This is a genomic window from Amycolatopsis sp. (assembly GCF_025464955.1).
In the GTDB taxonomy this organism is placed as follows: Bacteria; Actinomycetota; Actinomycetes; order Mycobacteriales; family Pseudonocardiaceae; genus Amycolatopsis.
The window spans coordinates 62,353-86,256 of sequence record NZ_JAODNM010000124.1 but is presented as its reverse complement, the minus strand read 5'-3'; the positions used below and the strand labels follow the sequence as shown (position 1 = coordinate 86,256).

Genomic DNA, 23,904 nt, shown 5'->3' with positions numbered 1-23,904 from the left:
CCGGCCGATCCGGATGCGCTGGCCGCTGCCGCCGCACCGGCCGCAGGGGCGCCATGTTCGGCCGGATGGCGACCGGAAGCGGCCGACTCCCCCTTACACCTACCGCACGAGGCGTAAGGCCAGATCACGCACGCTAGTCCGTACACGAGCAGCGCGCCTAGGGCGACGAGGATCAGGGTCCACAAGGTGTCCTCCGTGAGGTTCTCGAGGTGGGAAGCGGATGTGCCCCTAGGCCCTAGTTCGCAGGTCAGGCGACCCCTGCGGGCCTAGGGGCGGGTCTAGGCCTAGTGGGTCAAGGCCCTAGCGAGCGACTCGATGGCGTAGCCGTTGCGGTTCGCGCCCTTGCCCTCATCGGTGGTGCCCCAGACCTGTTCGGGCCGGATCCCGAAGGGCTTGAGCGCCGCGGCGAGCTGGTCCGCGCCCCACGATCCGTAGACCTGCGGTCGGTACACGGCGAGGCGCTCGAGGATGGTCGATCCCCAGAGCCGTTCCTCGGGCCCGGCGAACACCGCGCGGACATCGTCGGCGACGTTGACCGTGAGCGGCTGGTCCTCGCCGACCGCGTACCCGGTGAGGGTGCCGGCCTTCTCGCGTAGCAGCCGGGCCCGGTCGATGACCTTCTCGGCGTCCGGGCCGTCGATGTAGTACGTCCGGCCGATGATCGGGTCGTCAGTGGCGCCGACGAGGTACCCGATGCCCTTGTCCTTCGCGGAGAACGTCGACGCCCGGATGCCGTTCTTGTAGGAGCTGGTCCCGAGCACCATGTCGTTCGGTTCCTGGCCCATGACGCGCAGGCAGAACCGGATACCCGCGTTGTCCGAAATGGACTTCGGCAGGGACTTCGCGTCCGGCCGCTGGGTGGCGAGAACGAGGATGATGCCCATGGCTGGCCCACGCTTGACCAGGCCCTCACACAACCGCTCGGCCTCGTCGCGGTAATCCTTGTGGGAGAACAACTCCTGACACTCGTCGATGGTCAGGAACACGATCCCGAGGCCGAGCTTCGGGTCGCGGGATAGCTCGGCGGTGACCTTGTTCTCCGGGCAGCGGGCCCGGTCTTCCTTCGCGATCCGGGTGATGGTTTTCGAGCGTTTCTCGAGGTCGGCGTACAGCTCGCGCAGGCTGGCCATGCACGCGTCGAGGGTGCCGGTATCCGAACCGGACGCGTAGTGGTGCGCCACCGGCTCGCACATCCCGAGGTCACCGGTGCCCTTGAGCTCGAACAGGCGCAGCTGGACGTACGGGTCCAGGGCGGCGAACAGGACCAGCTCGCGCACGGAGAACGTCTTGCCCATACGAGGCATCGCGCCGATCAGCATGTTGTTGAACACCAGGTCGACGCCGACAGGGCGGCCACGCTGGTCGGTCATGAACGGCGCCGGCGCGAAGATGTCCGCCTGTCCGGCCTTGAGCAGCGGCCACACGGCCGGTTTCGCCTTGTTCATCGCCAGGTCGCCGACCCACAGCACCAGGCGCCCGGGGTGCTCCTCGGACACCGGTTCGGGCCACACGCAGCCCAGCGGGCGACGCAGGCCGGACGCGAGCCGGTCGCGGCGCTCGGACACGTCGGCGACGGTCACCCCGAACGGCAGGTCGACCTCCGCACGCCAGCCGGGCCCGTCCCGCTGGATCGGCGCGGCGAACGTGATCTTGACGCCCTTCCCGCTGAGCGAGGCCACGCCGAGGCTGGACAGGGAGCGCTCCACCATCTCGCTGGTGAGCCGCTGGTAGCGCTCCACCACCACCGCGGTACCGGCGATCGGCTTGTCGCGCGGCGCCCCGATCAACCCGAACACGGTCATCACGGCCGTCGACATCCCGGCCAGGATCAGCGTGGGCGCCAGCAGCCACGCCAGCACACCGCCAGTGGTCGCCAGGGCCGTCAGGATGCCCGCCAGCCACATCCGGTGGCGCACCCGGTGCGAACGTTCACGTGCCAGCTTGAGGTACATCTCCGCGTCCGTGCGGCGCACGGCGTCGACCCGCAACGGCGCGGCCTCGGCGTCGAACACCCACCGCACGCCAGCGGCGCCAGCGGTCACCAGCCCTACTGGTGACCACATCGCCAGCTTCGCCAGGTACAGCGGCAGCCGGACCGCGTGGAAAGCGGCGACGTGCGCGATGTGCCCGGCCAGCCACTCGGCTACGGCCTGCGCTTCCTCGCGGGACTTGATCCACTCGGGGAGCACCGGGCGCCGCTCGGCCCGCTTCACCCGCAGGTTCAGCGGCAGCCGCTCGACCCGCGCGGAGTCGACGGCCACCGGCGGGTCCTCGACCAGCTCGGCGTCGAACACCTGGCCGCTCGTGTCCAGCTCGGCGGTGTGGGTGGTGTCGGGCAGCCCATCGTGGTCGGCGTCGACCAGCTCGCCGACGATCGGCGTGGCTTCGGGGTTCGTCATCGCTGGTCACCGCCCTTGCTGGTGCCGCTGGTGGCGAGCATCGCGAAACCGCAGATCGTCATCAGGCCGTCGATGACGAGCGGGCCGACACCGGCGCCGAGGTCGGTGTATCCCCACGAGAGCAGGACTTCGCGGATGTGGCCGTAGGAGATGACCGCGGAGCCGAGCGCGACTGTGCCGGCGCCGCCGTATCGGGCGAGGTTCCACAGCGCGCCCGCCGGCCACCGGACGCGGGACAGTGCCTCGACGGACAGGAGCAGGCCGAGCGGCCACACTGCGGCGCCCACTTCGGCGTAGATGCTGGGTTGCCAGCCTGGCGCGGCACCGGCAGGGACGAGCCTGGACGCGAGCACGTTGGCGGCGATCGAGGTGGCGGAGCCGAACAGGAACCCGGCCCACGCCACCAGCTTCCCGCCACCTGGCGTGACGCTGGTGACCGTTTCGCCAGCTGGCGCCAGCGCTGGCGGGTCCGGCTCGGCGACCGTCACCAGCGCACCGGTGTCGACGGGCCGCTCGAGGCCGTCGTCGGTGGGCTCGTCGTCGGGCACAGTGACGCTGGTGTCGTCGGTCGCCAGGCTGGCGAGCGCCTGGCGAACCTGGTGCTCGGTGGCGCCGGTGAGCCGCGCCAGCGTCGGCCGACCGGGGGCGGGGGAGCCCGCCGCGTGGGCCTGCTCGACGGCCTGGCGGACGAGCTGCAGGACGGTGGTGTCCGCGGTCATGCGGCACCGCCGAGGCCCTGCGCGCCGCGGTCCTGGCCGTACTCGCCGCCGGTGTAGATGCGCAGGAGCGCCAGTGCGGAGCCGTAGCCGTTGACGTAGCCACGGTCCCGCTCGCCGCCGAGCATCTCGACCAGCTGCAGGTGCTCGTCGCGCCGCCGGATCAGCTCGTCGGTGAGGGCTTGCAGGTCGGCGCTCATGCGGCGTCACCGTCGAGGAACTGCTCGAGACCGGCGTCGTCGAGGAGCGACAGCATGCTGTCGGCGACCTCGTCCAGGGTCCGGGTGTCGGCCGCACGCTTCTTGGCCGTCTGCTCGCGCCGGACGTCGTCAGTGGCCGCCACCCGCGGGCAAGTCGGCTCCGGCATAGGTTCGCCGGCCGCGGAGTAGAGGTCGCGCTCGGCCGCCTCGAACTTGCGTGCCCAGTAGGCGGCACGTGGGTTGTCTGCCGACCCGCACGACCGGCAGTAGCAGACGCGTTCGAGCTGGTCGATGATCGTGGGGCGCGGCCGAGGCGGCGAGGTGGGCCGCGGCGCTGGCCGAGTCGACACCGGGCGGGGCTTCGGGCGGGTCAGGGTCGCAGTACGGTTCTTCATGGGTCAGATCTCCGGTCTGATCAAGGCCTCCGGTTGGTGTCTCAAGCACCGCCGGGGGCCGTCTTTCGCTTGCTGTCCCAACAGTGTTGTACAACTGAGTTGGGCTGTCAACAGGGTTGGGCAACTTGTTTGTGCAACTCTGTTGTGTCAGGCTGTGTGGATGACTGCGAAACGCGCATCGTTAACTGAGCTCACCGAGAAGTACCGGCACGCCAAAGCTGAACTTGAGCGGGCTCGCGACTCGCTCATCGCTGGCGTGCGGGCCGAGTACGCCGCCGGCAAGCGGCAGGCGGACATCGTGCGCGAGATCGACCACGAGTGGACCGGGGAGTACGTGCGGAAACTGGTCAAGAGCGCTCCAGAACGCCAGCGCTGACCGTCTCACTCTCGTATCACGGACTACCGGAAACGGGGTGGACTACGGGGTGTCGGTCAGCGAGATTTAGCGGTCTTGACCTGGCACTGCGGACTCCAACGCACTGGGAAGGACTGGCTCCACTGATCTACGGATCAGAAGGTCAGGGGTTCGAATCCCTTCGGGCGCACGCACGGTTGAGACAGATCAGTACGGAAAGAGCCCCCCTGCCTGCAGGGGGGCTCTCTTCTTGTGCCCGGGACAGGTCGGCAGCCGGGCGAGGCACGGGGCCTGTTGCCAGCGGTCCGCAGAGGTGTCGCGACGCACCCGCGCTCGCCGCGGAACGCAGTGGCGCTGCTGATGAACGACCCCTGGTCCGAAATCGCGGACGCGGCCCCGAGCTCGGATCGCCGGCTGGCACAAGACACCCGGAGAGAAACTGGACTGAAACATCGGTCGAGATCGTGCGTCACAGGCCAATGTTTCTGTTCAGACCTTGCTTTGTAGGCCGGTAACCGCACTCAGTCGGATTCGAGGATTTCGGCCAGCCGGAGGGTGTCGGCGAAGTAGCGGTCGTAGGGAAATCCCTGTTCCTGCAAGGCAAGCCGGAGCGCTTCGGCAAGTGGTTTTCCGTTGGCGTGGTAGGTCTCGCGGCCGGTGGTGGTGAGCTCGACCAGTCGCCGCCGCGCGTGCTGCGGGTCGAGGGTGATCCTGACCAGTGCTTGCTGTTCCAGTGGCCGCAGTGCCCGGCTGACCGCCGGGTCGGAGACGCCAAGGGCCTGCGCGAGCCGATGCTGAGTCGCCGGCTCGACGTCTTCCAGTGCGCCCAGCAGTCGCAGCTGACTGTAGGTGAGTTCGCCGTCCTGGCCTGTGTGCCGGCGAGCGACGTCGCCCAGCAGGGAGACCACTCGGTGCAGCAGATCTGAGATTCCATCGTCCACGACGTCAGCCTACCTCGATGTTGACTAGTTAATATTAACTATGCAGGATTCAGCTCTTGACAACGATGAGTTACCTAGCCCAGTCCACGCCGGCGCCGAGCGACTCGAGATCTGGCAGCGGTGGTGGGCGATCGCCGCACTCGGCTGGGGCAGCCTGTGGATGACCGTCTCGTTCCAAGGCATCCCGAACGTCATGGCGGACGCGATCGGCTTCACCCGTACTCCGCTCATGTTCGAGATCGCCTTCGCGAACCTCGGTCTGGCGTTCCTGGGCCTCCGTGCCGCGTCGGCGTCGGCCCGCGAGCGGATCACGATCGGTGTCACCTCCTCATTCCGGTGGTCATGATCGTCCTCGCGCGACGGTCCCAGTCGACGCAAGCCGCGGCCGTCCAGCAGTCGTAAACGCAGTCCGCCACTCTGCTGAGGGCTGATCTGCTCACGGCAGAGAAACCGGCGAGCAGCACCGGCGCGGCGGCATTGTCGGAGCATGACCGACAACGAGAAACAGCCATTGTTCGATCAGCGACTCCGAGAACGGTTCTTCAACCAGCGGGTACTCGTCCTCGACGGCGTGTTGGACGACGACAACGGGACAGTGCTCGCCACCCAGCTGCTGTCACTGGCGAGCGAGGATCCCGGGAAGGACATCGCGTTGTGGATCCACTCGCCCGGCGGCTCGGTGCCCGCGATGCTGGCCATTCGCGACGTGATGCGGCTCGTGCCGTGTGACGTGGCCACGCTCGCGCTGGGACTGGCGTGCAGTGCGGGGCAGTTCCTGCTGTCCGGTGGCACCCCTGGCAAACGCTTCGCCCTCCCGCACGCCCGCATCCTGATGCACCAGGGCTCGGCGGGGATCAGCGGATCGGCGGTCGAGATCGAGGTGCAGGCCGACGATCTGCGGCACATGCGGGACACCGTGCTCGGGATCATCGCGGCGGACACCGGCCAGCCGGTCGACCGGATCTTCGCCGACTCGCTACACGACCGGTGGTTCACCACCGAGCAAGCACGCGAGTACGGCTTCATCGACCACGTCGTCGACAGCCTCGACCAGGTTGTGCCCGTGCGTGCCCCCGCGCTGGGGTTCGCCTCTGCGACAGGAGCTCCGGCATGAGCACGTACACCATTCCCAATGTCATCACGCGCAACGCGGGTGGCGAGCGGATCATGGACGTCTATTCGCACCTGCTGTCCGAGCGGATCGTCTACCTCGGCACCGGGATCGACTCCGGGGTGGCGAACGCGTTGATCGCCCAGCTGCTGCACCTGGAGGCGGACAACCCGGAACAGGAGATCAACCTGTACATCAACTCCGAGGGTGGTGACCCGTCCGCGATGCTCGCGCTGTACGACACCATGCGTTTCATCAAGGCGCCGGTGGCCACGACGTGCGTCGGACAAGCTGTCGCGGCCAGTGCGGTGCTACTGGCCGCGGGCGAGGCTGGGCACCGCTTTGTGTTGCCGCACACCCGGGTCGTGCTCCACCAGCCCGCGGCGCAGGGCCGCGGCACGATCCCGGACCTCATCCTCCAGGCCGACGAGGTGGTGCGGGTGCGTACCCAGCTGGAGGAGGTGCTGTCCACGCACACCGGTCGCGCGATCGCGGACCTGCGGCACGACACCGACCGTGACCGTGTGTTCGACGCGGCGGGTGCCGTCGGCTACGGGCTCGCGGACCGCGTCCTCGACCTCCGAATCTGAAGGCGCCCTCAGGCGGCCATGAGCACGGGTCCCGAGGGGCGGCGTCCGACCGCGGGACCCGTGCCGTGGCTCCGCCGGATGACGCCCGCGATGTCGGCGAGCAGGTCGGCCAGTTCCACCCCCAGCGCACCGGTGACCGCGGCGATCATCTCGCTGGAGGGCTCTTTACGCCCTCGTTCGATCTCGGACAGGTACTGCGGCGAGATGCCGGCCCGCTCGGCGATGTCGACCAGCCGGCCACCCTGTTCCTCCCGGGCCGCCCGCAGGTTCCGGCCCAGCGCCTCGCGCCATAGGGGTTCCGGCTCACCCTCGGAGTCGGGGGTGCGCTTGCGGTGGAAGGGAAGAATGTCCGCCATCGGGTCATCCTGGCACCGGTGCGGGTCCCAGGGGCAGCGGTTCCGCTGCTGGCGGAAATGAGCAGGCGAAGGGACTCCGAACGATGTCTCACTGGTTCCGCTTAACTGGCGGAGTAGCAGCCTTCAGCCCAGGGGAGTCGCCATGCCGTCCGCAGACCAAACCCACCGCTGGGAAGTCGACCGGCTGCCGCGTGCCGAGGGGAAGACTTTCCTGGTCACCGGCGGAAACGCGGGTATCGGGTACTTCGTGGCCGAGCAACTCGCCGTCACCGGAGCCACCGTCATCCTTGGCAGCCGGGACGCCGCCAAGGCCGACGCCGCGATGGCCTCCATCCGCTCCCGCGTCCCCGGCGCGCGCCTGCGTCACCTCCGGCTGGATCTGGCCGACCTCTCCTCGCTGAAGTCCTCGGTGGACGAGATGGAGGTCGAGCGGCTCGACGCGGTCGTGTGCAACGCTGGGGTGATGCTCGACCAGCCGCAACGGCGTGAAACCCCGGACGGCCACGAGTTGACGTTCGCCACCAACCACCTCGGGCACTTCGTGCTGGTGCGGTGGCTGACGCCACTGCTCGACGCGTCGCCGGCGGGTCGCGTCGTGACCACCGGCAGCTTTGTCGGCAAATCCGCTCAGCTGGACCTCGACGATCTGCAAAACACGCGGGACTACCAGCCCAAGAGCACCTACGCCCGGTCGAAGCTGGCGCAGATGCTGTTCGGTTTCGAACTCGACCGTCGCCTGCGCGCCTCCGGCAGCCCGACGCTGAGCGTGGTGAACCACCCCGGCGGCGCGCTGGACTCGCTCACCGCGTCCCGCCCGCCCGTCCAGGTCCGGACCACGGGTCAGCGGCTGGGCGGCCTGCCTGCCGGTCTCGTCCTGCACGGCAAACACGCCGGCGCGTGGCCAGCGGTGCGGGCCGTCCTCGACCCGAGCGTTCAGGGCGGCCAGCTGTGGGGTCCGCGCGTGTTCGGGCTGCGAGGTAAGCCCAGGCTTGAACCCGTTCAAGGCCGACTGGCCGACACCGACCTCGCCGCGCGACTGTGGGCCGCCAGCGTCGACCTGACCGGCGTCGATCCGAGCAGCTAGGGAGCCGTAGAACACGAAGTGCGGCGCCCGCCACGGACTGTCCATACTGGGTCCCATGCCGATGACGCCGATGTCCGTGCCGGCGGAAGTGCTGGGCACGTCGATCGTCGAGGTCCTGTTCCGCCGCGCGGCCGACCAGCGGCCGGTGTTCACCCATCAGGATTACGCCAGCGGCGCTGACGGCGTCGACTGCGTTGACGAGACCCTGACCTGGGCAGAACTCGTCGAGCGGGTGAGGGTGGTCTCGGCAAGGCTGCGTGAGCTCGCCAGGCCCGGCGACAGGGTCGCCATCACCGCCGGGCAGGAGCTCGCCTACCCGGTCGCGTTCTTCGGGGTCCTGGCCGCGGGCTTGGTCGCGGTGCCGCTGATGGATCCCTCGAGTCGCTCACTGCGGGAACGGCTCGGCGGGGTCCTGGCCGACTGCGCGGCGGAGGTGGTGCTGACCTCCCGGGGCGCGGCGGACCGGGTCCGCGAGTTCGCCCCGGGCTCCCAGGTCGTCGTGCTCGAGGACCTGGCCGGTCCCGGTGGCGATCCGGTGCCCGTGGACCCGGAAAGCCCGGCCTACCTGCAGTACACGTCGGGGTCCACCCGCGAGCCGGCCGGCGTGGTGATCCCGCATCGCGCGGTCGTCGCCAGCTGCTGGCAGGCGGTCGGGGCGTACGAGGTCGGCGAGGGCACCACGTGTGCCGGGTGGATCCCGTTCTTCCACGACATGGGCCTCATCCAGCTGCTGTGCCTGCCGGTTTTCGCCGGCGCCCGGTCGGTGTTCATGGCGCCGTTGGAGTTCCTCCGCGCGCCCGAGCGCTGGCTGCGGCAGATGTCGGACTATCCCGAGGTGTTCACCGCCGCCCCGAACTTCGCGTTCGACCTCGCCGCCGATACCGGTCCCCTGGCCGGACTGGATCTTTCGGGGGTGCGGATAGCGCTCAACGGCAGTGAATCAGTTCGTCCGGACACAGTGGAGCGGTTCCAGGAGGCGTTCGGCCCGTACGGTTTCCGGCGCGAGGCGCATCGCCCGTCCTACGGGTTGGCCGAGGCCACGGTGTACGTGACGAGCGCAGGCCCGGAGGGGCCCACGGTCACCGCGTTCGACCGCGAGGCGCTCGCGCGCGGCACGGCGGTGGCGGTGGCACGAGGCCAGGAGCTGGTGTCCGTCGGACGCCCGGTCGGCCAGCTCGTGCGCATTGTCCGGAATGGACAGTCTCTTTCGGAGGGCTCGGTGGGCGAGGTCTGGGTCCACGGCCCGCATGTCGGGTCGGGCTACTGGCGACGCGAGGACGACGCGTTCGGGGCTCGACTCGACGGAGTGGACGGTTGGCTGCGCACCGGAGACCTCGGGGTGCTGCACCGCGGCGACCTCTACCTCACCGGACGGCTCAAGGACCTCATTGTCCTCGACGGTCGCAATCACCATCCCCAGGACGTCGAGGCGACGGTGGGTGAGGCGCATCCGTCCGTCCGTCGCGGTCGCGTCGCGGCTTTCGGCGTCAAGGATGACCGTGGTGAGGGCGCGGTGGTGGTCGCGGAGTGGACACCGGACGCCGGGGCCGACGCCAAGGAAGTCCGGCGGGCCGTGCTACGCGCTGTATCGAGCACCCACGACCTGACGCTGCGTGCGGTACATCTGGTCGTTCCGGGTGACCTTCCGCGCACCTCTAGCGGCAAGATCGCGAGATCCGCGGCGAGAACGCGATATGGTGATCGACGTGGTTGATCTGTGTGCCGCCGTCGCGCGAGTCGTGAGCGACACCTTCCGGCTCGACCCCGCTCTCGTTGAAGACGATGCGCCGCTCGAGGAGCTGGGCATCGATTCCAAGGGCCGGGTTCGCCTACTCGCGGCGTTGGAAGTGCAGTACGCCATCACGATCGACCTCGACCGGCTTGACGAGTTCACGGACATCGCGGCCGTGGCTCACGTGCTCGCGGAAGTACTGGCGGCCGGAAACGCCGCCGAGACACCTGAGGAGAGGGTCGAAAGATGAGCGGGGGGTATACCGCCGATACCGACGCGTTGGCGTCGGCGTCGAAGACGGTCGGTCACCTGGCCGAGGACTTGCTGAACAACAACCCGGACCTGTCGACCACGCCGCTCACGGCGGATGGGTTCGGCAAGGCGCACGGGCAGCACTCGCAGAAGTACACCACCGGCGCGCAGGCGCTGTGGGACTCGGTCAACGGCTACAGCAGCACCCTCTCCGGGTACGGGTCGACCCTCGGCGCCGGCGCCAAGAGCTACGGCCAGAGCGACTCGTCGCAGAGCGGCTCGATCACGAACGCGGGTGCGGAATAATGGCGAAGAGCTGGGCCGATGTCAAGGCGCTGCTGGATGACCCCAGCGTCCCGCCCGATTCGAAGACCATGCTGATCAACAGCTGGCTCCACGAGAACCCGCCGAACCCCCAAGACCCCGAAACCGCCGTCGAAGACCACCAGGACGCACAGCGGTACGCCACCGCGTACGGCGGCCCCGCCGGCTTCGTGCCCATCGGCGGCTCGACCGACGACGCCTACACCGCGGCCAAGCAGAAGGGCGACCAGGCCGACTACAACGAGAACCAGGAGACCAAGGCCGTCACCGACGGCAAGTCCCAGCTCGACGACAAGCAGCCGCCCGCTTCGAACCAGGTCGGCACGAAAACCTCCGACGAGCTGTTCGACGCCGCCGCGCCCGCGCTGAAGGTGTTCCAGACCTTCGGTTCCCTGCTCGCGAAGATCCCGGACGACTGCCGCGGCAACACCCGCGCGCTCGACTTCGACAAGGACATCCAGCAGCCGTTCGACCAGCAGCGCGGCATCCAGTTCCAGCAGTTCATGGACGACGCCGACCACTTCCACACCGGGTCGACCACAGTGGACCAGACCATTCAGGACACCGGTTCCGCACTGAACTCGTTGATGCAGACCTGGACCGGCGACGCGGCCAACGCCGCCTGGGACAAGAACAACAACGACATCCAGCCGAAGGCGACCAAGCTGTCGCAGACGCTCAGCGGGGCGTCCCAAGCGGTCACGACCACGGTGACCACGGTCTTCCAGCTGTGCAAGGGCAAAGCCGACGCGATCATCGCGATGTATACCGACCAGGTCGGCAAGGCCGACTTCACCATGGCGCAGAAGGTCATTTCCGTCGCCAATGGCGAACACGGCAGTGTGGACGACCTCGCGGCCATCGCGGGTTGGATGGACCTGAACTTCGGCACCAACCTGGTCAAGACGCTCAACGACGACGGCTGCTGCGACGACAAAGAGATCCAGAGCCACGGTAAGGACCTCGCCAAGCAGTGGGTGCAGAACCAGTTCAACCCGGACATGTGGGATCGGCTCTACGAGGGTTTCGTCAAGACCTGCAAGGACACCCACGACCTCGTCGATCAGGCGTACGACACGCTGGACGGGGTCATGAGCAAGGTCCGGAACGAGTTCGGTGGCACCACGACCTCCGGTGGGACCGGTAGCGGGGGGCCGAGCAGCAATACGCCGCCCGCGACGCCAGGCAATGGTGGTCCTCCTCCGAGCGGCTCGGTGCCTCCGGTTCCCGATTCGACTCCGCCGTCAGGGAGCACTCTCGGTGGTCCGGGTGGCGGTGGCGGCTCACCGCAGGTGCCTGTCTCGGCTCCGCCGTCGGGTAGCAACCCCGGTGGTGGTTCGCCCGCGTCGATCCCGCCGATTCCTGTCTCGGCTCCGCCGTCGGGTGGCAACCCTGGTGGTGGTTCGCCCGCGTCGATCCCGCCGATTCCGGACTCGACTCCGCCATCGGGTACCGGTGGTGGTTCGCCCGGTTCGATTCCGCCGATTCCCGGTTCGACCTCGCCGTCGGGTACCGGTGGTGGTTCACCGGGCTCGATTCCGCCGATTCCCGGTTCGACTCCGCCGTCGGGTACCGGTGGTGGTTCGCCCGGTTCGATTCCGCCGATTCCCGGTTCGACTTCGCCGTCGGGTGACCTTGGGCCGACCGGCACCGGTGGCCCGGGCAGCGGAGCGCCGCTGGGCGGTATTCCCCCCATGGGCGGGCCGGGCAGCGGTTCCAAACCGGGTGGCACGCTGCCCTCGTCGATCCCGCCCCTGGGCCCCACGAGCGGAAACCCCGCCGGCAGTGGCCCGCTCGGCCGCCCCGGCGGGATCGGAGGACCGGGACCGGCCATGAGTCCCACCGGCGATCCGCTTGGCGCAACCGGCGATCGGCCGGAGACGCTGACGGTCAAACAGGGCGACAAAACGTTCGAAATGACCGCGCCCGGTCCGGATGGCCACATGGACATCAAGATCGGTGACGGAACCAGCCCGGACAAGGACTTCAAGCTCGATTGGGCCAAGGACACCGCGGCCACCGGGGCGCAGCCTGGCTCGCCGTCGGATTTCGGGCCCCAGGGAAGCCCGGGGCACGCCGGCGCCGACAAGGCCGGGCAGCCGGGTGCGGATGGCGCCTACCACCCGGGACCGGACGGCAAGATCCACTTCACCGACGGCGACACCAAGATCACGGCCGAGCGGCCGGACGGTCCGGCCGGCCCGACCGTCGTCACGGTCGACGACGGCAAGGGCACCCCGACTACGTACACCCTGGGCGAGGCGGCCGGTCCGGGCAGCCAAACCCCGGTCGACGTGCACTCGGGCATCGGGAGTGGGCATCTTCCCAGCTCCGCGCCGGTCCCGCACGACGTCAGTCACCACACGGAACCGTCCACCGCGGGTCTGTCGCATGCTGCGCTCGGCGGCGGCGGGGCGGGTGGTGGCGTTCCGGCCGGACCGTTGCACGGGTCGATCGGTCACAGCTCGTTGATCGGTGCCGCGACGCCGGCTGAGGTCGGGGCGGGGGCACACAGCGGGGCAGCAGCCGGCCTGTCGCAGAGTCCGGCCGGATTCCAGCCCGCCATGACCGCTGCCGCCGGCGATCCGTCCTCAGGCCAGCCGGTCGGCGGCATGCAGGGCATGGGCGCCATGGGCGGCGGCGGTGCCCACGGTGGCGGTGGCGGTGGCGGTGGCGGAGACCAGGAGCGCGGTCCGCGTGGGTACCGCGTCGACGGCGGCCTCTTCGAGACGGTCGGCGATCCCGCCGGCCACCGGATCTCCGGTTCGCTGGACGATGACGATGATCAGCCGCCTCTTCCCCGGCGGCGGTGAGGGGAGCGCAGATGGCCGCCGAAGAGATCCAGGGACTGACAGCCAGGATGGACGGGCTCGTCCGCGAGCAGTCCGAACGCCGGGCGCTGCTCGAGCAGCACGGTGAGACGATCAAGAAGAGCTCGCACGAATACATGACGAAGCAGGTCCAGGCCGCCGAGCGGTACGTCCAGCATCGTCGTGAGCTCGGCAAGCGGGCAAAAGAGGCCGCCGAGGCGCCCGCGCCCGAGGTCGCGGAGCACGATTTCGAGCCGGAGGGTCACAAGGCGGAAAACGACGCCTTCACCGCCCCGCCCGCGCCGTTCACCTCCGGGCCGCCAGTGATACCCGAGCGCGTCGAGCGCATTGAGCGTCCGGCCTCCCCGCGTCGCGCTCGCCACCGGAGCACGGACGAAGACACCGAGGAAGACGACGCGTTCCTCAACAACACCTGGCGCGACTGACCGTCGTGGAGTGGCCCGCCTAGCGCACGCAACGATCGCAACTCGACGGCGAGTTGCGGTCGTTGCGGATGCTAAGCACCGCAACTCGACGGCGAGTTGCGGTGGTCATGCCTGGCGCATGGGACAGGAGAGTCAGGTTTTTTCGCGGGTTCTGTCGAAAACGTCGATTGCCGTTCGACGGGTCTGGTAACGGGTCGCCAAAGTGGCCCTCCAGACCGAACGGAGCAATCATGCGAAAGACATTGACCCTGGTGACAGCGATGTTCGCCCTGGCGCTGGGCCTGGTCGCACCGGCGGCTGCGACGTCGTCGACGAAGGTGATCGTCCTGCCCGGTGCCGTGTCGGCCGAAGCCCTCACCGCGGGCGAGGGCAGCACGTTCTATGCCGGAGACCTGTTCCGGGGCACCATCTTCAAAGGCGACATCCGGCAGGGCGCGGCCGAGCCGTTCATCCACGTGCCGGACGGCGTCACGACCGTCGGCCTTGGCCTGGACGAGCGGCACGACCTGCTGTTCGCCGCCGGCGGCCCCGGCAAGGTGTACGTCTACAGCACCCGTACCCGCGCGCTGGTCGCGAGGTACGACGTCGGCGACGCGACGAACTCGTTCGTCAACGGCGTCACCGTGACTCCGTACGGCGCGTGGTTCTCCGACTCCCTCCAGCCGAAGCTCTACTTCGTGCCGGACGCGTTCGGGATTCCGGGACCGGTACGCACGGTGAACCTGAGCGGGCCCGCGGCCGGCAGCCCCGGGACGTTCTTCCTCAACGACCTCGCGTCCACCCCGTCCGGGAGCACCTTGTTCGCCGCCCCCGAAGGGACAGCGTCGCTCGTGACGATCAATCCCTTCAACGGAACCAGCTCAGTGGTCGCGAACGTCGACATCCCCGACACCAACGGTGTGTTGTTCAGCCAAGGGCAGCTGTGGGCCACGCAACGGTTCACCAACCACATCAGCCGATTCCGGCTGACCGAAGACCTGCGCGCCGGAACGTTGGAGAAGGTGATCACCGACCCGTTGTTCCGGGTGCCGATGACCTCGGTCAAGTTCGGTGACCGGCTCGCCGTGGTCAACTCGCACCTGGACACCGGGTACCCGCCCACCAACCCGACCTACGAAGTCCTCGTCGTCCACGCCTGACCCTGCGGGCGCAAAAGTGCCCTGCCTGTACCGCAACTCGCCGTCGAGTTGCGGTACTTGGTGTCCCAACGATCGCAACTCGCCGTCGAGTTGCGGTAACGACACCTGCCACCCCATGAACATGACTTGGGGAGGGGTCCCGGGGGGTGCGTGCGAGGGTCTGGGCAGCGGGGCGCCTATCCGGATTCCATCCCGCTCCCATTGATCCGGGGGCCGGGGTGCGGCCAGGCTTTGCTTGCGACGCAGCAACTTCCGAAGGGGGTCAGGCGTGCTCGACCCGATCCTCACCGGGCTGCTCGAGGTGGCCGGTCCGCAGCTCTACCGGCGCAACGCGTTCCGGATCACCGGCCTGCCCACCGACGCCGACCGGCGGACCGTGCGGCATCGGCAGCAGAAGGTCGTCCCGGCCCTCGTCAGCGGGGCCGACGTGGACCTCGGGCACTCGCTTCCCGTTGGTGCGGACGAGGTTCGGGCCGCTTTCGACCGCATTCTCGGCGACCCGCGCCGCCGTCTCGTCGACGAACTGTTCTGGAAATGGGACACCCCCGACGCCACGTGCGGCTGCTCCCAGAACCTGCACCGGGGGCACGACGCGGCCGTCAAAGCGCACAGCACCGCGCTCGACCGGGAGGCCACCGGCGGCAAACGTGTCGGCAAAGACTTGGAGCGCCTCGAAAAGCTGTGGAAGGACGCCGCGCAGGAGTGGCGGCAACTGCTGCGCCGAACTGTGTTCTGGGACCACCTCCGGCACCGGATCATCGCACTGGACGACCGCCAGCTCGACGAGTCCGTCATCGACCTGCTGCGCGACGAGCTGCCGGTCGCGCTGGTCAAGCCGCTGATCCAGCTCGCCGTCGCCTCGCCGTCGAACCAGACCCGTCTCGCTGACCTGGCCAGGGCGTGGCCTGCCCCCTCGGGCGTGGTCGCCGACCAGCTCGAGGCGGCTGCCGAGCCGTTCTACCAAGCGGCCAAGGCGGCGATCACGAAAGCCATGGGGCACATCGACGCCGGTCAGTTCCAGTACGCGTCCACCATCGGCTACGAAGAGGTCCTGCCGGCGCTGGCCCGCCTGGACCCGCTGGTGCCGCACCGGTTGCACCGCCGCACGGCCGACGTACGCAACGAGGTCGCCGTCCTGTTCAACAACTGCGCGACCGGGTTGATGGAAGAGCTCGGGCCTGCCGCCGACGACTCGTCTCGGCGGTGGTTCACCACCGCCACGGAACTTGCCACTGATCCCCGCACCACCGAGTTGATCAAGCAGAACCGCGCGACATTGGCCGAGATCGTCGCGGTGTTCGAAACGATCAAGGCGCGAGTCGCGGAGTTCGTCTCACTCGGCCGCCCTGACCTGGCGAAAAGTACGCTCCGCAACCTCAAACGGCAGCTACGTGGCGCTCCTGGCGCGAGTGAAATCGACCGGCTGCTCGACGAACTCAGCGGGCGGACACCGAGGCCCGCCAACAAACCCCCGGTCCGCAGACCCGCTTCCCAGCGGCCGGTGCGAAACCGCTACCAGCCGCAGTCCAGGCCGAAGTACCGACGCGTCAGGTACCAGGAATCCGTCGGTTCGAGAGTGGGATCGTTCGTGGCCTTCTTGGTCATCCTCGGGCTGGTCGTCCTCGGTGTCTACGCATTTTGGCAGGGTGGCACCGCCCCGAAGGTCGTCACCGCCACGGTCTACTCGGAGTCGGTGAAGGACGATGCTCCGGTGGGCACCTGCATCGCCACCCAGCAGGGGTGGGACAACGGCAGGTCGGACGTGCCGGTGGTCCCTTGCGACCAGCCGCACTGGGGCGAGGTGGTCGGCTATCCCGCGATCGCGCCCTCGCCTGCGCCGTACCCGGGCAAAGACCAGACCGCAGCGCTGGCCCAATTCGAGTGCCTGTCGCTGGTCTCGGGCCTGGGACTGTCCCATGACCTGTACACGGGCGCCTTCAACATTCCCGCCTCGGTGAGCTGGAACTCCGGTGGGCGGCCCTTCGAGAATTACACGCCATGCGTGGTGCACCGGATCGACGGCAAGCAGCTGCCGGGCGAACAACTCGTCGACCCGTACCGCAAACCCGCGAACCTGCCGACTCCGATGGACATGTTCGCCAGGGACATCTCGTCGGACCCACCGGTGGGGGCCTGTGTCCAGACCAAGCAGGTCGACGGTGTGTCGCCGGTCGGCGTTCCGATCGTGCGCTGCGACCAGCCGCATTGGGCACAGATTCTGGGCTATCCCGCGCTGTACCAACCCGATGCGCCGTGGCCGGGCGCGGCCGCGGTCACCGCCGCGGCGGATGCCGCCTGCCAGGGACTTGCGAACAGCGTGACCTCTAGCGGCCACTACACCTACCACGTCACGTCGCCGGACCACGGTTGGTGGGTGCACCCGCAGGCACCGATCTACGCCATCTGCACGATGAGCCAGTCCGACGACAAGCCGTTCACCGGTGGTTTGTCATGAGCGCCGAGCTCGACGTCGACCAGGAGGACAACGCGGTGGCAGCTCGCGCGGTGGCCTTGCGGATCAGCTCGCCCGACGGCGTGGCGAGCGGCGTCGAGTTGGGCACCGGGCCGATCACCGTCGGCCGCGCCGCGCCGGACCATGCCCCGGACGTCGCGCTGGGGCCGGACCCGCAGCGCTGGGTCGGGCGGCTGCACTGCACGCTGGACTTCGCCGACGGTATGTGGTCGGTGACCGACAACGCGAGCGTCAACGGCACGCTGCTGCGGCACGGCGGGACCGCCGAGCACCTGCGGGGACGCAAACGTTTGCAGCACGGTGATCAGCTGCTGATCCTCGGCGACATGACCGCGGGCGGCGAGCCGCTCTACTGGGAGCTGACCTTCCTCGACCCGCACACCACCCGGCCGGCGCCGTTCGGTTCGCCGCCCGCGGTCCGCCACACCGGCCCGTGCCTGCGGTACGACTGGGTCGAAGCCCGTGCCTACCGCCGCGATGGTGGAGCCGAGACGCCGATCGCCGGCTTGCGCCCGCAGGGCCACCAGTTACTGAGGTACATGGCAGGCCGCAGTACCCAGGGCGAGGCTGTCGCCTGCGATCACGCGGAGCTGATCACCGCGCTGTGGGGCGCTCGTGAGGAGTGGGCGTCGCATCGGGCGTACACCCGGGGCGACATCGCCGGGGTCGTGCGGGCCGCGCGCCGCTGCATCGAGGTCGAGCCGTCGGACCCGAAGATCCTGGAAACGGTCACGGGCATCGGTTACCGCCTCAACGTCGCGCCGCCGAACCTCGGAGGTCAGCCGTGATCGAGTACTCCACGGCGAGCCAGACCGGTCGCCTGCACCGGGAGAACCAGGACCGGGTGGTCGCCGACGCCGTCCGGGGGATCTTCCTCGTCGTCGATGGGATCGGCGGACTGGCCGACGCTGCGGCCACCGCGAAGTTGGTCGCCGCCGAGCTACGCGATCTGGTGCACGTCCATGTGCCGATGCTGGCGGAGCCAGGGGTCGCCGACGTGGTCACCGGGCTGGTGGCCGAACTCAACGAGCGCGTCCGCGCGGCCGCGCGAAGCGGTCCGGATACGACCGGCGCCGCGTTCGCCCTGCTCGTCATCCGGGACGGCTTGGCGTTGGCCGTGCACCTGGGCGACAGCCGGATCTACCGCGCGCGTCGTGGCCGGTTCGCCCGGCTCACCGAGGACCACGTGCTCGACGGGCGGCTCACCAGGTTCGTGGGCATGCCGGGCGAGGTGGTCCCCGGGATTTCGCTTCACGTGCTCGAGCCCGGCGACCGGTTCCTGCTTTGTACGGACGGCCTAGTCGCCAACGTCGATGAGGGCCTCCTGGGCGACGCGTTGAGCACCTGGACCGAAGTCGACGTGGTGTGCGAGGGGCTGGTTGGCCATGCTGGGGAAGCGGTCGACGATGTTTCGGCCGTCACACTGCAGTACGGCGGACAGCCATGACACTCCTCAACAGTGGTGACCGCGTCAGCGACACCCTCGTCATCGACCGGCTCCTTGGCGAAGGAGCGTTCGCCGAGGTCCACCGGGTGCAGCACGAATACCTCGGCTGGCAGGCGATGAAGCTGTTCAAGAAGGTCGCCTCGAAGGCCGAAACCCGCGCGATGCTCGGCGAAGCCAGGCTGCTGTCGACGTTGGGGCACCCGAACATCGTCAGGTTCTTCGAAGCGAGCACAGTGCAGACCCCGGAAGGGATGCGCGGCTTCTTCACCATGGAGTACGTCGCGGGCGGCAGCCTCGAACGCCTCGCCGCGGCGCACCGCCCCTCGGTGCCGACCGACCTGGTGGCCGAGGTGATGACCCAGATCGCGGACGGGCTGGCGGTGGCCCACGACCAGGATCCGCCGATCGTGCACCGCGACATCACGATGGCCAACATCCTCGTCGGTTACGACGGCGCCGGCCTGCGCGTGCGGGTCAGCGACTTCGGGCTGGCCAAACGTGCTGACCCGTTCACACTGCTGGCCAGCGCGCAGGGCACGTTCGCGTTCATGGCCCCGGAAGTCTTACGCAACAAGGGCTATTCCTGCGCGAGCGACGTGTGGTCGGTGGGCACGATCGCCTACCTGTTGCTCACCGGCCATCTCCCGTTCGACGACGGCGACCAGTTTTCGTCGTACTCCTACGCCCGGTTCAACCGTCCGCTGCTGCCGCCGAGCAGTTACAACGAAGACGTCGATCCCGAGCTGGACCGCATCGTGCTGGCCGCGCTCGAACTCGACCCCGGCGCCCGCCCGTCCACCGCCCGCGCGCTCGGTGACGCTTTGCGGCAGCGCAAGGAAAACCTCGCGCGCGGTCCCGTGCACAGCACGTCCACTTCGACCAGACCACCCACCGGCCGTGCCCGGCGCCTGGCCGACCAAGCCCTCGCGCTGCACCGGATCCCCGGCGAACTCGGCCGCGCGGCCGATCTCATGGAGGAGGCCGTCAACTTGTCACCACAGCTGAGCGAGCTTTACCTGGCCAAGCTCATTCTTTGGCGCCGGGGGGTGATGATGTGAGCAGGCTCCGAGCGGTTTTCCGGCAACACCGGCACCACAAGGCTTTCCGCATCGCGCCGCCGGTGTTGGCAGCGCGGGCGCGTGAGCAGCTCGACCGGCTGCTCGACGATGTCCGCGCGCCGTTGGAACAACCTCGATCCGAACTCGACGAGAAGGCGTTGGCCGACGCGGCCACGAACCTGTGGCGTGCGCAGCGGAGGCTCGTCCAGTCAGGTGAGGAGCCCTCGGCGAGGTCGCGCCAAACCGGCCGCTACTTGCAAACCTGCCGGGATTCGTTGTCCGCGGCCGGTTTGGTCCTGCAGGAGCACGACGGCGACGCGTTCCATGCCGGGCGATCCCTTGAGGTGTTGGTCTTCCAGGAAGACGACACCTTGTTCGCCGAGACGATCCTGCAGACCATCCGGCCGTCGCTCTACTTCGAAGGCAGGCTCATCCAGATGGGCCAGGTGATCGTCGGCGCACCTACGCCCAAAAACCCCGCATCCCCTGACCCAGCCGCACGAAACCCAGTGAGGAACGACCATGCGTGAGAGCGACACCATAGACGTCGGCATCGACCTGGGCACCACGAACAGCGCGATCGCGGTGGTCGAAGACGGCACCGTGTCCGTGGTCAAGAACAACGACGGCTGGGACATCACACCGTCGGCGATCTGGCTGCCCAAACCGGACACGATCCATGTCGGCCGCCGGGCGCGGTCCCGCGTCGGGTTCGACCCGGACAACGCCGCCGCGGAGTTCAAGCAGGAGATGGGGCTGGCCGACGCGCGCAAGGAGTTTGTCAGCGCCGGCCGGTCGCTGACCCCGCAGGAGCTGTCGGCTGAGGTGCTCAAGTCGCTGCGCGCGGACGCGGCGCACCACTGTGGCGCCGCGCCGGAGTCCGCGGTGATCACGGTCCCCGCCGCGTTCACGTTGAACGAAAACAAGGCCACCACCGAGGCCGCCGAGCTCGCGGGCTTCGGCCCGTCCTGCCCGCTCGTGCAGGAACCCACGGCGGCGGCTTTCGCTTACGGGTTCCACGATTCCTCCGACCGCGGTTACTGGATGGTGTTCGACTTCGGCGGCGGCACCTTCGACGCCGCCGTGGTCAGCAAGCGGGACGGCGACCTGCGGGTGCTCAACCATTCCGGGGACCGTTACCTCGGCGGGAAGCTGATCGACTGGGCGCTCGTCGAACGGGTGCTGGCGCCCGCGGCGTCGGCCGAACTCGGGTTGCGCGACCTCCGCCGGGACAATCCGAAGTGGCGGGCGGTACTGGCGCGACTGAAGGAAGTGGCCGAGGAAGCGAAGATCCAGCTGTCCCGCAGCGCGCAGTTCGAAATCCAGACGGAACTCAACGACGGCCGGGGCGGTGCCTGGACCTTCGAGTACACCCTCCGCCGCGATCAGCTCGATTCGATCGCGGAACCGTTCTACGTCAGGGCGATCAACCTCTGCCGTGACGGGCTGACCGAGGCTTCCCTCAAGACCGACGACATCGACCGCCTGCTGCTCGTCGGCGGTGTCACGCTCTCGCCGGGGCTGCGCGAGCGGCTGGCGGACCCGCGTCACGGGCTCGGGATCGAACTCGACACCAGTCTCGACCCGACCACCGTGGTCGCTCGCGGCGCGGCGATCTTCGCGAGCACGATCCGGCGTCCCCGGGCGACTCCGGTGGCCGTCGCGGGTGAGTTCGTCGCCGAACTGTCCTACGAGCCCAGCGTCAGCACGCTCACGCCGACCGCCGCCGGTCGGATCATCGGTTCGTCCACAACGGACTGGACGGGCTACTCCGTGACATTGGCCAACCCTGACGGGCAACCGCCGTTCCGCTCCGCGCGCATCGCGTTGAACGCCAACGGTGCCTTCGCCACCGAAGTCGACATCGACGCGGACCGGACCTCCAGGTTCACCGTCGAGCTGACCGACGACACCGGTACCCGGCGGAAGCTGACCCCCGACACGCTGTCGTTCACCTACGGCATCGAGTTCGGTGGGCCACGGATCGCGCATTCGCTGGGCATCCAGCTCGCCGATCGCTCGTTCGCGCCGATGGTGCGCAAGGGCGCCACCCTCCCGACCAAGGCCCGCGACTACTTCCGGACCTCGAGCGAGCTGCAGCGGAACGACTCGGACGCTGTCGTGCGCATCCCGGTCGTCCAGGGCGAGCGGAGCCGGGGTGACCGCAACCGCGAGGTCGGGATGCTGGAGATCCGGCCGCGGGACATCCGGATCGATCTGCCCGCGGGCAGCGAGGTCGAGGTCGCCTTCGAGATCGACACGTCCAGTCTGGTCACCGTGGTCGCCGTCGTCCCGCTGGTCGAGGCGCAGTTCGAGGCCGAGATCAACCTGGACAACGTCCGGCCCGCGACCGTGCAGGCACTCGAGGTCCGGCTCCGCGAAGTGGAGGACCGGTTCAGCTCGCTGACCGCCTCCGCGTTGTCGCCAGAAGCCCAGCGGCGACTGCAGAAACTCGACGGCGAGAATGCATTGCAGACGGTCCGCGACCAGGTGCGGATGGCCAAGGTGGACGTCGGCGCGGCGGCCGCGGCCGAGGACCGCCTGCGCGACCTGGAGGCGGAACTGGACGACATCGAGGATGCCGCCGGCCTGCCCGCGCTGGTCCGGCAGCTGCAGGGCCTCATCGAGGAGGCTGCTGGGCTCGTCGAACAGTCGGGCAGTCCGGCGGATCGGCAGGAACTCACCGAGGCGCGGCGCCGGTCGCAGGACGCGATCGACTCCGGGGACGCGGCCGCCATGCGTACGCAGGTCGAGCGGGTCGGCACGCTGCTGGTCCGGCTGGAGCAGCGCAGTCCGGACTGGCCGGTCAAGCTCTTCTACGGCCTGATCGAGGTGCTGCCGCCGTCGACTCAGGTCAACTCCCTGATCCGGGAAGGCAAGCAGGCCATCTCGGCGCGTGACACCAGGCTGCTCGACGCGGTCAACCAGCGCCTGTACCGCCTGATGCCGCAGGCCGAGCAGGAGAAGTTCATCGGGGTGGTCAAGGCATGACCGAACCGCTGCGGTCCGCGCTGAAGCACCGGCTGACGCTCGGCCGCGCGCACGCGGCCGCGTACGACGGCGACCTGGCACAGGCGGCGCGGCTGCTCGATGCCCTCGACGCCGCCGGTGAGCCGACGGTGGAGGCGCTCGATCTGCGCGCCAGGGTTCACGCGCAGCTCGGTGAACTGACGGAGGCGGACCGCTGCTGGGAAAGGGTGTTGACACTGACACCCGACAACTCTGCCGCCGCGGCGGGTCGCGAAACGATCGCGCAGATCGCCGTGAGTCGTCGTCGCGCGCGTCCCGTGGTGAACGCGGGCCGGGTCACGGTCCTCGCGGCTGCCCTCGCCGGAGTGGTGGTCGTCGGCGGCGTCGTGTGGCTCTCGTCCAGCGGGACCGACCGGCAGCCCGTCCCCGTGGCCGGTTCCGCGCAGGTGAACGCCCAGACCCAACGTGCCGACGCGCTGCAGCGACGCCTCGACGGGCTCGCCGCCGACAACGCATCCGCCGCCGGCCGACAGACCGACCGCCTCGACGCCATCGTCAAGGCCTTGGCCATGCCCGGTGTGTACGTCACCAGGCGTACCGGAGACGCCGAGGTGGTGTTCGACGACGGCGTGTTCGTCCGCGATACCGACGTCGGCCGTGCGAGCGGGCCGCTGCTGACCGAACTCGGCCACCGGCTGGCGGGCCTGAACGTGACCACGACCGTGGTCGGGCACGCCGTCGCGGCCGCCGGTGGCCGGACGAGCGGAGGATCCACGGTCGCGCTGGCTCGGGCCCAGGTGGCGGCGGGCTACCTGGCGCGCGGCGGCGACGGCTCGCTGACGGCGTTCACCCTGGCGACCGCGGACCAGGCGCAGGGCCCGTTCCCGGACGCCGCCCGCAACCGCACGGTGACCCTGCTTGTCGTGCCGAAGTGACGTCGATGCGGCTGGGGGACGGGGGCTGGATCAGAGGCCCACGTCAGTGGGGCTGTGGTGGTGTCGGTGTGACTGCTGGGGTTGGCCGGTGCGGCTTTGCTGTGTACGAAACGTCCCCCGATACCAATGATTTGTACTCAACGTCCCCCGAGTCGTTCGCGCCCGGGCCGC

The 23,904-nt window shown here is 69.0% G+C and carries 23 protein-coding genes and 1 pseudogene; 18 read left to right on the top strand and 6 right to left on the bottom strand.

Features of this window, described 5'->3' with window-relative positions:
• Positions 1 to 284 precede the first annotated feature (284 nt).
• The 4 genes from JWQ81_RS30660 to JWQ81_RS30645 are packed head-to-tail and all read right to left on the bottom strand — an operon-like array spanning position 285 to position 3,710.
• Positions 285 to 2,399: an FtsK/SpoIIIE domain-containing protein gene (locus JWQ81_RS30660; protein ID WP_297547108.1), complete on the bottom strand. Its 2,115-nt coding sequence runs from the start codon at positions 2,397 to 2,399 to the stop codon at positions 285 to 287.
• Positions 2,396 to 3,118 carry a hypothetical protein gene (locus JWQ81_RS30655; protein WP_297547106.1) on the bottom strand — a complete coding sequence of 241 codons (723 nt, stop codon included), beginning with the start codon at positions 3,116 to 3,118 and terminating at the stop codon, positions 2,396 to 2,398. Before JWQ81_RS30655 ends, JWQ81_RS30660 begins: the two co-directional genes overlap by 4 nt.
• Positions 3,115 to 3,315, bottom strand: a complete 201-nt coding sequence (locus JWQ81_RS30650) for a hypothetical protein (protein WP_297547104.1) — start codon at positions 3,313 to 3,315, stop codon at positions 3,115 to 3,117. The genes JWQ81_RS30655 and JWQ81_RS30650 overlap by 4 nt, the downstream gene beginning before the upstream one ends.
• Positions 3,312 to 3,710, bottom strand: a complete 399-nt coding sequence (locus JWQ81_RS30645; protein WP_297547102.1) for a hypothetical protein — start codon at positions 3,708 to 3,710, stop codon at positions 3,312 to 3,314. Before JWQ81_RS30645 ends, JWQ81_RS30650 begins: the two co-directional genes overlap by 4 nt.
• 160 nt (positions 3,711 to 3,870) lie before the next feature.
• Here JWQ81_RS30645 and JWQ81_RS30640 point away from each other — a divergent pair, with 160 nt between their 5' ends.
• Positions 3,871 to 4,086 (top strand): hypothetical protein, encoded by a 216-nt coding sequence (locus tag JWQ81_RS30640; RefSeq protein ID WP_297547100.1) that lies wholly within the window; start codon positions 3,871 to 3,873, stop codon positions 4,084 to 4,086.
• Positions 4,087 to 4,586: 500 nt separating this feature from the next.
• On the opposite strand, the gene JWQ81_RS30635 is transcribed toward JWQ81_RS30640, so the two are convergent.
• Positions 4,587 to 5,006, bottom strand: a complete 420-nt coding sequence (locus tag JWQ81_RS30635) for a MarR family transcriptional regulator (protein WP_297547098.1) — start codon at positions 5,004 to 5,006, stop codon at positions 4,587 to 4,589.
• Between the two features lie 97 nt (positions 5,007 to 5,103).
• Here JWQ81_RS30635 and JWQ81_RS30630 point away from each other — a divergent pair.
• The 3 genes and pseudogenes from JWQ81_RS30630 to JWQ81_RS30620 all read left to right on the top strand — a co-directional run.
• A pseudogene (locus JWQ81_RS30630) lies at positions 5,104 to 5,408 on the top strand (DUF6790 family protein); the annotation flags it as partial.
• 85 nt (positions 5,409 to 5,493) lie between these two features.
• Positions 5,494 to 6,120, top strand: coding sequence for a ClpP family protease (locus tag JWQ81_RS30625; RefSeq protein ID WP_297547096.1), 627 nt, complete (start codon positions 5,494 to 5,496; stop codon positions 6,118 to 6,120).
• A complete protein-coding gene (locus JWQ81_RS30620; RefSeq protein WP_297547094.1) occupies positions 6,117 to 6,707 on the top strand; it encodes an ATP-dependent Clp protease proteolytic subunit in 591 nt (196 codons plus the stop codon). The genes JWQ81_RS30625 and JWQ81_RS30620 overlap by 4 nt, the downstream gene beginning before the upstream one ends.
• A gap of 8 nt (positions 6,708 to 6,715) precedes the next feature.
• On the opposite strand, the gene JWQ81_RS30615 is transcribed toward JWQ81_RS30620, so the two are convergent.
• Positions 6,716 to 7,063: a helix-turn-helix transcriptional regulator gene (locus JWQ81_RS30615; RefSeq protein WP_297547091.1), complete on the bottom strand. Its 348-nt coding sequence runs from the start codon at positions 7,061 to 7,063 to the stop codon at positions 6,716 to 6,718.
• Positions 7,064 to 7,205: 142 nt separating this feature from the next.
• Between JWQ81_RS30615 and JWQ81_RS30610 the strand changes: the two genes are divergently transcribed.
• The 14 genes from JWQ81_RS30610 (at position 7,206) to JWQ81_RS30545 (ending at position 23,733) form a co-directional block, all read left to right on the top strand.
• Positions 7,206 to 8,147: an SDR family NAD(P)-dependent oxidoreductase gene (locus JWQ81_RS30610; protein ID WP_297547089.1), complete on the top strand. Its 942-nt coding sequence runs from the start codon at positions 7,206 to 7,208 to the stop codon at positions 8,145 to 8,147.
• A 55-nt stretch (positions 8,148 to 8,202) separates the two neighbouring features.
• Entirely contained in the window at positions 8,203 to 9,861 is a 1,659-nt protein-coding gene (locus JWQ81_RS30605; protein ID WP_297547087.1) for a fatty acyl-AMP ligase, read from the top strand.
• Positions 9,854 to 10,129, top strand: a complete 276-nt coding sequence (locus JWQ81_RS30600) for an acyl carrier protein (RefSeq protein ID WP_297547085.1) — start codon at positions 9,854 to 9,856, stop codon at positions 10,127 to 10,129. Before JWQ81_RS30605 ends, JWQ81_RS30600 begins: the two co-directional genes overlap by 8 nt.
• A complete protein-coding gene (locus tag JWQ81_RS30595) occupies positions 10,126 to 10,437 on the top strand; it encodes a hypothetical protein (RefSeq protein ID WP_297547083.1) in 312 nt (103 codons plus the stop codon). Before JWQ81_RS30600 ends, JWQ81_RS30595 begins: the two co-directional genes overlap by 4 nt.
• Positions 10,437 to 13,268 carry a WXG100 family type VII secretion target gene (locus JWQ81_RS30590; protein ID WP_297547081.1) on the top strand — a complete coding sequence of 944 codons (2,832 nt, stop codon included), beginning with the start codon at positions 10,437 to 10,439 and terminating at the stop codon, positions 13,266 to 13,268. The genes JWQ81_RS30595 and JWQ81_RS30590 overlap by 1 nt, the downstream gene beginning before the upstream one ends.
• Positions 13,269 to 13,279: 11 nt before the next feature.
• Entirely contained in the window at positions 13,280 to 13,711 is a 432-nt protein-coding gene (locus JWQ81_RS30585) for a hypothetical protein (protein WP_297547079.1), read from the top strand.
• 230 nt (positions 13,712 to 13,941) lie between these two features.
• Complete coding sequence (locus tag JWQ81_RS30580; RefSeq protein ID WP_297547077.1) at positions 13,942 to 14,850, top strand: hypothetical protein; 909 nt, start codon at positions 13,942 to 13,944, stop codon at positions 14,848 to 14,850.
• A 268-nt stretch (positions 14,851 to 15,118) separates the two neighbouring features.
• A complete protein-coding gene (locus JWQ81_RS30575) occupies positions 15,119 to 17,305 on the top strand; it encodes a septum formation family protein (protein ID WP_297547075.1) in 2,187 nt (728 codons plus the stop codon).
• Positions 17,302 to 18,111, top strand: coding sequence for an FHA domain-containing protein (locus JWQ81_RS30570; protein ID WP_297547073.1), 810 nt, complete (start codon positions 17,302 to 17,304; stop codon positions 18,109 to 18,111). The genes JWQ81_RS30575 and JWQ81_RS30570 overlap by 4 nt, the downstream gene beginning before the upstream one ends.
• The gene (locus tag JWQ81_RS30565) at positions 18,108 to 18,770 is read left to right on the top strand and encodes a protein phosphatase 2C domain-containing protein (protein WP_297547071.1); all 663 of its coding nucleotides are present in this window, start codon (positions 18,108 to 18,110) and stop codon (positions 18,768 to 18,770) included. The genes JWQ81_RS30570 and JWQ81_RS30565 overlap by 4 nt, the downstream gene beginning before the upstream one ends.
• On the top strand, positions 18,767 to 19,828 hold the full coding sequence (locus JWQ81_RS30560; RefSeq protein WP_297547068.1) for a serine/threonine-protein kinase: 1,062 nt from the start codon (positions 18,767 to 18,769) through the stop codon (positions 19,826 to 19,828). The genes JWQ81_RS30565 and JWQ81_RS30560 overlap by 4 nt, the downstream gene beginning before the upstream one ends.
• A complete protein-coding gene (locus JWQ81_RS30555) occupies positions 19,825 to 20,358 on the top strand; it encodes a hypothetical protein (RefSeq protein ID WP_297547067.1) in 534 nt (177 codons plus the stop codon). Before JWQ81_RS30560 ends, JWQ81_RS30555 begins: the two co-directional genes overlap by 4 nt.
• Positions 20,351 to 22,819 carry an Hsp70 family protein gene (locus JWQ81_RS30550; protein WP_297547065.1) on the top strand — a complete coding sequence of 823 codons (2,469 nt, stop codon included), beginning with the start codon at positions 20,351 to 20,353 and terminating at the stop codon, positions 22,817 to 22,819. The genes JWQ81_RS30555 and JWQ81_RS30550 overlap by 8 nt, the downstream gene beginning before the upstream one ends.
• Positions 22,816 to 23,733 (top strand): hypothetical protein, encoded by a 918-nt coding sequence (locus tag JWQ81_RS30545; RefSeq protein WP_297547063.1) that lies wholly within the window; start codon positions 22,816 to 22,818, stop codon positions 23,731 to 23,733. The genes JWQ81_RS30550 and JWQ81_RS30545 overlap by 4 nt, the downstream gene beginning before the upstream one ends.
• Positions 23,734 to 23,904: the final 171 nt, after the last annotated feature.

Bases quoted from the DNA above. Each gene is read 5' to 3' on its own strand.
- JWQ81_RS30615 (WP_297547091.1), bottom strand. From the start codon at position 7,063: ATGGCGGACATTCTTCCCTTCCACCGCAAGCGCACCCCCGACTCCGAG.
- JWQ81_RS30605 (WP_297547087.1), top strand. From the start codon at position 8,203: ATGCCGATGACGCCGATGTCCGTGCCGGCGGAAGTGCTGGGCACGTCG.
- JWQ81_RS30560 (WP_297547068.1), top strand. From the start codon at position 18,767: ATGACACTCCTCAACAGTGGTGACCGCGTCAGCGACACCCTCGTCATC.
- JWQ81_RS30585 (WP_297547079.1), top strand. From the start codon at position 13,280: ATGGCCGCCGAAGAGATCCAGGGACTGACAGCCAGGATGGACGGGCTC.
- JWQ81_RS30640 (WP_297547100.1), top strand. From the start codon at position 3,871: ATGACTGCGAAACGCGCATCGTTAACTGAGCTCACCGAGAAGTACCGG.
- JWQ81_RS30625 (WP_297547096.1), top strand. From the start codon at position 5,494: ATGACCGACAACGAGAAACAGCCATTGTTCGATCAGCGACTCCGAGAA.
- JWQ81_RS30570 (WP_297547073.1), top strand. From the start codon at position 17,302: ATGAGCGCCGAGCTCGACGTCGACCAGGAGGACAACGCGGTGGCAGCT.
- JWQ81_RS30650 (WP_297547104.1), bottom strand. From the start codon at position 3,315: ATGAGCGCCGACCTGCAAGCCCTCACCGACGAGCTGATCCGGCGGCGC.
- JWQ81_RS30660 (WP_297547108.1), bottom strand. From the start codon at position 2,399: ATGACGAACCCCGAAGCCACGCCGATCGTCGGCGAGCTGGTCGACGCC.
- JWQ81_RS30655 (WP_297547106.1), bottom strand. From the start codon at position 3,118: ATGACCGCGGACACCACCGTCCTGCAGCTCGTCCGCCAGGCCGTCGAG.
- JWQ81_RS30595 (WP_297547083.1), top strand. From the start codon at position 10,126: ATGAGCGGGGGGTATACCGCCGATACCGACGCGTTGGCGTCGGCGTCG.
- JWQ81_RS30620 (WP_297547094.1), top strand. From the start codon at position 6,117: ATGAGCACGTACACCATTCCCAATGTCATCACGCGCAACGCGGGTGGC.
- JWQ81_RS30550 (WP_297547065.1), top strand. From the start codon at position 20,351: ATGCGTGAGAGCGACACCATAGACGTCGGCATCGACCTGGGCACCACG.
- JWQ81_RS30545 (WP_297547063.1), top strand. From the start codon at position 22,816: ATGACCGAACCGCTGCGGTCCGCGCTGAAGCACCGGCTGACGCTCGGC.
- JWQ81_RS30645 (WP_297547102.1), bottom strand. From the start codon at position 3,710: ATGAAGAACCGTACTGCGACCCTGACCCGCCCGAAGCCCCGCCCGGTG.
- JWQ81_RS30590 (WP_297547081.1), top strand. From the start codon at position 10,437: ATGGCGAAGAGCTGGGCCGATGTCAAGGCGCTGCTGGATGACCCCAGC.
- JWQ81_RS30580 (WP_297547077.1), top strand. From the start codon at position 13,942: ATGCGAAAGACATTGACCCTGGTGACAGCGATGTTCGCCCTGGCGCTG.
- JWQ81_RS30610 (WP_297547089.1), top strand. From the start codon at position 7,206: ATGCCGTCCGCAGACCAAACCCACCGCTGGGAAGTCGACCGGCTGCCG.